Origin of the sequence: Pedococcus sp. (genome assembly GCF_036554925.1) — a bacterium.
GTDB lineage: Bacteria > Actinomycetota > Actinomycetes > Actinomycetales > Dermatophilaceae > Pedococcus_A.
The window spans coordinates 1-4,101 of the sequence record NZ_DATBMI010000194.1; the positions used below are offsets into that span (position 1 = coordinate 1).

Below are 4,101 nucleotides of genomic sequence, written 5' to 3' on the forward strand. Positions count from 1 at the left end.
CGCCCTTGCGCATCAGCATCCGCAGCGCGGTCGGCGCGGTGTAGAAGACCTCGATCCGCTCGTCCTGGAGGATGGCGTACCAGCGCCGTGCGTCGAAGTCCGCCGAGTCGGTCACGATGGTCGCGCCCCGGGTGAGCGGGCCGATGATGCCGTAGGACGTGCCGGTCACCCAGCCCGGGTCAGCGGTGCACCAGTAGACGTCGCCGGCTGCCAGGTCGAGCGAGAAGCGGGCCGTGGCGTGGTGTGCGACGACGGCCTGGTGCACGTGCACGGCTCCCTTGGGGCGCCCGGTCGTCCCGCTCGTGAAGTGCAGCAGGGCGGGGTCATCCGGCCGCGTCGGCGTGATGGCGAACCCTTCGCGGTCGAGCTCTGCCTCTGCCTCGGCAAGGGTCTCGTCCCACGCCAGGGTGCCGTCGACGCCCGGGCCGTCGCCCACGAGGAGCACCGTCTGCAGGTCGGGGAGGTCGTCACGTGCCGGTGCGATCTTGCGCGCGTAGGACTCCGCGTCCGTGACCAGGACCCTGACGCCCCCGAGCTGCAGCCGTTGGCGCACCGGGTCCATCCCGAAGGCCGGGAAGAGCGGGCAGTAGACCGCGCCCACCTTCAGGGCGCCCAGGGCGGTGAGGTAGAGCGCGGGGGAGCGCGGCAGGAGTGTGCACACCCGGTCACCCCTCTCGACGCCGAGGCGGCGCAGCGCAACGGCGACGGCGTCCGTGTGCCGCGCCAGGGCGGCATACGTCATCTCCGTGGTGGGCTCGGTGCGGCTGAGGAAGCGCAGCGCCACGCTGTCGGCGAGCGGCCCGCGGGCGTGGCGGTCGACGGCCTCGTGGGCGATGTTCAGCCCGCCGCCCGGCAGTCCGTCGAGCCAGTCGCGCGCCTCGGCCCACGTGAAGGAGCGGCAGCGCGCCTCGTAGTCCCCGACCTGTGGAGGCCGCGCCGGGACGTGCACGATCGGGGGCCGCTCGGCGGCCACCCCCTCCACCGTGACGCGCTCAGGTGCCGCACCACGCTCCGCCACCGAGTCGGCCATGTGACCACCATCCCCGGCGCGCCAGTGGGTGGGACAGGGACCAAAGCCACTGTCTTCCGTCGTGGTCCGGGCGTGGACTGAGGCCGGGAGGGAAGGGGGGTGTGGAAGTGCTGCACCCCTGACCTGACAAGGAGGTTGGCGATGACCACGAACAGCACGACGCCGCGGTCCACGGAGCTGCGCCGACGGTCCCCCTGGGACGACATCGCGCCGTGGAGCAGCCGGATGCGCGAGCTCATGGAGGACATGTGGCCCGCCCTCCCCGCCGCGTTCGACTACGCCCCGGGCGGCGTCCTGCACGAGACGGATGAGGCGTTCACCGTCGAGCTCGACCTGCCCGGCGTCGAGAAGGGCGACATCGCGATCGACATCTCGGATAGGCGGCTCACCGTCCACGGCAAGCGCGTCGAGAAGGAGCGCAAGGGCGTGCTGCGGCACACCACCCGGGTCACCGGCACGTTCAGCTACGAGGCGATCCTGCCGAGCCCGGTCGAGGAGAAGGGGGTCACGGCGGTCCTCACCGACGGGGTCCTCACCATCACGATGCCGAAGGCGAGCGAGGCCAAGACCACGCACATCACGGTGACGTGACCGGCGGTCCGTCGATGCGGGCCTGGGCGGTGGTCGAGCCGGGCCCGCTCGACGCGCGCCCGCTCCGCCTGGGGGAGCGCGAGCGCCCGGAGCCGGGGGCGGGCGAGGTGCTGGTCGAGGTCGGCTGCTGCGGGGTGTGCCGGACCGACCTGCACCTGGCCGAGGGGGACCTGCCACCGCGCCGGCCGTCAGCGGTCCCCGGGCACGAGGTGGTGGGCACGGTCGTGGCCGTCGGCGCGGGAGCGAGCCGGTTCGCGGTGGGGGACCGCGTCGGCATCGCGTGGCTCCGCGCCACCTGCGGCGTATGCCGTTGGTGCCGCTCCGGGCGCGAGAACCTGTGCGAGGCCTCGCAGTACACCGGCTGGGACTCTGACGGTGGGTATGCCGAGTTCGCCGTGGTGCCAGAGGGATTCGCCTACCGTCTGCCGGCCGGCTTCTCTGACGAGCAGGCCGCGCCGCTGCTGTGCGCCGGGATCATCGGCTACCGGTCGCTGCGCCGGGCGAGGCTGCCCGTGGGCGGGCGTCTCGGGATCTACGGGTTCGGGGCCAGCGCCCACCTCACCGCCCAGGTCGCCCTGGCGCAGGGGGCGGAGGTGCACGTCCTGACCCGCGGTGTGCAGGCCCGCGAGCTCGCGCGGGAGCTCGGTGCCGCCTCGGTGGGTGGGCCGCGTGACCCGGCCCCGGTGAAGCTCGACTCGGCGATCGTCTTCGCCCCCGCCGGCGACCTGGTGCCGGTGGCCCTGGAGTCGCTCGAGGCGGGCGGCACGCTGGCGCTCGCCGGCATCCACGTCACGCAGATCCCGCCGCTGGACTACCAGCGGCACCTGTTCCGTGAGCGCAGCGTCTGCTCGGTCACCAGCAACACCCGACGCGACGGCGAGGAGTTCCTCACCCTGGCTGCCCGTCTCGGCCTGAGGCCGACCACGACCACGTTCGGGTTCGACGCCGCTGACCAGGCGCTGGCGCACGTCGCCGCCGGGGACGTGCGCGGCGCAGCGGTGCTGCGGGTCTCCTCCTGACCTGTCGCCCGTCTCAGTCCACGAGGACCCGCTCGCCGAGGCGCGGCACGGCGACCGTCCAGCCGGTCTCGTGCCGGATCCGCGCGGCGAGACTGGCGGCCGCCCCCGGCTCCCCGTGCACGACGTACACCGTCTCGGGAGGCCGGGGGATGCGCACCAGCCAGTCGACCAGCTCGGAGGCGTCGGCATGCACCGAGAACTCCTCGTCCGTGACGATCTCGGCCCGCACCGGCACGTAGCGGCCCATGATCTTCACCTCGTGGGCCCCGTCGGCCAGGGCGCGCCCGCGGGTTCCGACGGCCTGGTAGCCGGTGAGCACGACGGCGTTGCGCCGGTCGGGAAGCAGGTGCCGCAGGTGGTGCACGACGCGACCGCCCGAGGCCATGCCGGAGGCCGAGATGACGACCGAGGGCTGGTGCGGGGCGTTGAGGTCCCGCGACTCGTCGGCCGTGCGCGCCTCCCGCAGGCCGCTCAGCCGGTCCAGGGCGTCGGCAGCGCCGGGACGGAGCTCGTGGCGGTACTCCGCCCGGCGGTAGACCTCGAGCGCCGCCAGGGCCATCGGGCTGTCGATGTAGATGGGCACGTGGGGGATGACACCGCGCTCCAGCATGCGGGCCAGGGCGATCACCACGAGCTCGGTCCGGTCGACCGCGAACGCCGGGATGACCACCGAGCCTCCCCTGCGGACCGTGCGCCGGATGACGTCGGCAAGAGCGGCGTGTTCCTCGGCGGCGGGCTCGGGGTGCTCGCGGTCGCCGTAGGTCGCCTCGATCACGACGGTGCGGGCCGACGAGGGGTCCTCCCGGGGCAGGAGCAGGTCGTGGACCGGGCGGCCGAGGTCCCCGGAGAACAGCACGCTCGCACTCCCCAGCTCGAGCAGCACCGTGGACGACCCGAGGATGTGACCGGCCCGGTGGAAGGTGAAGGCCACGCCGTCCCCGAGGGGCTCGAGCTCGCCGAACCCACGGGTGTGCAGGGCCCGGATCGCCCGCTCGGCGTCCGCCTCGGTGTAGAGCGGCAGCGGTGGGTCGTGGCGTGAGTAGCCGCCGCGCCGGGCGTACTCGGCGTCCTCCTCCTGCAGGTGGGCGCTGTCGCGCAGCACGATCGCCGCGAGCTCGGCCGTGCCCCTGGTGGCCCAGGCCGGCCCGGTGAACCCCTTGCGGACCAGCGCGGGCAGGTAGCCGCAGTGGTCGAGGTGTGCATGGGTCAGGAGCACGTCGGAGACGCCGCTGGGCAGGAACGGGACGGGCGCCCAGTTCAGCCGCCGCCACTCGCGCTCGCCCTGGTAGAGGCCGCAGTCCACGAGCATCCGGCGCCGCCCGTGCTCGAGGAGGAACTTGCTCCCCGTCACGGTGCCCGCGGCGCCGTGGAACGTCAGGGACGTCGCCATCGTGCCCACCGCCCTTCGGTTCCGGCGCCCCGCTCGCCGCAGCCGAGCGAGAGACCCTGCACCAGCGTCGG

General features: G+C 73.8%; 4 protein-coding genes. 2 read left to right on the forward strand and 2 right to left on the reverse strand.

Annotated features, from left to right (window positions below):
• A partial coding sequence (locus VIB11_RS15255; protein ID WP_332032251.1) for an AMP-binding protein occupies positions 1–1,030 on the reverse strand: 1,030 nt, incomplete at its 3' end.
• 141 nt (positions 1,031–1,171) lie between these two features.
• Here VIB11_RS15255 and VIB11_RS15260 point away from each other — a divergent pair.
• Together VIB11_RS15260 and VIB11_RS15265 are read left to right on the forward strand one after the other, a co-directional pair.
• Complete coding sequence (locus VIB11_RS15260; RefSeq protein WP_332032253.1) at positions 1,172–1,621, forward strand: Hsp20/alpha crystallin family protein; 450 nt, start codon at positions 1,172–1,174, stop codon at positions 1,619–1,621.
• Positions 1,618–2,640 (forward strand): zinc-dependent alcohol dehydrogenase family protein, encoded by a 1,023-nt coding sequence (locus tag VIB11_RS15265; protein ID WP_349257514.1) that lies wholly within the window; start codon positions 1,618–1,620, stop codon positions 2,638–2,640. The genes VIB11_RS15260 and VIB11_RS15265 overlap by 4 nt, the downstream gene beginning before the upstream one ends.
• A gap of 13 nt (positions 2,641–2,653) precedes the next feature.
• Here the strand turns inward: VIB11_RS15265 and VIB11_RS15270 are convergent, their stop codons facing one another.
• Positions 2,654–4,030 carry an MBL fold metallo-hydrolase gene (locus VIB11_RS15270; protein WP_332032255.1) on the reverse strand — a complete coding sequence of 459 codons (1,377 nt, stop codon included), beginning with the start codon at positions 4,028–4,030 and terminating at the stop codon, positions 2,654–2,656.
• Between the last annotated feature and the right edge of the window lie 71 nt (positions 4,031–4,101).

Excerpts from the sequence above, each read along its gene's own strand:
- VIB11_RS15270 (WP_332032255.1), bottom strand. The coding sequence starts at position 4,030 with ATGGCGACGTCCCTGACGTTCCACGGCGCCGCGGGCACCGTGACGGGG.
- VIB11_RS15260 (WP_332032253.1), top strand. The coding sequence starts at position 1,172 with ATGACCACGAACAGCACGACGCCGCGGTCCACGGAGCTGCGCCGACGG.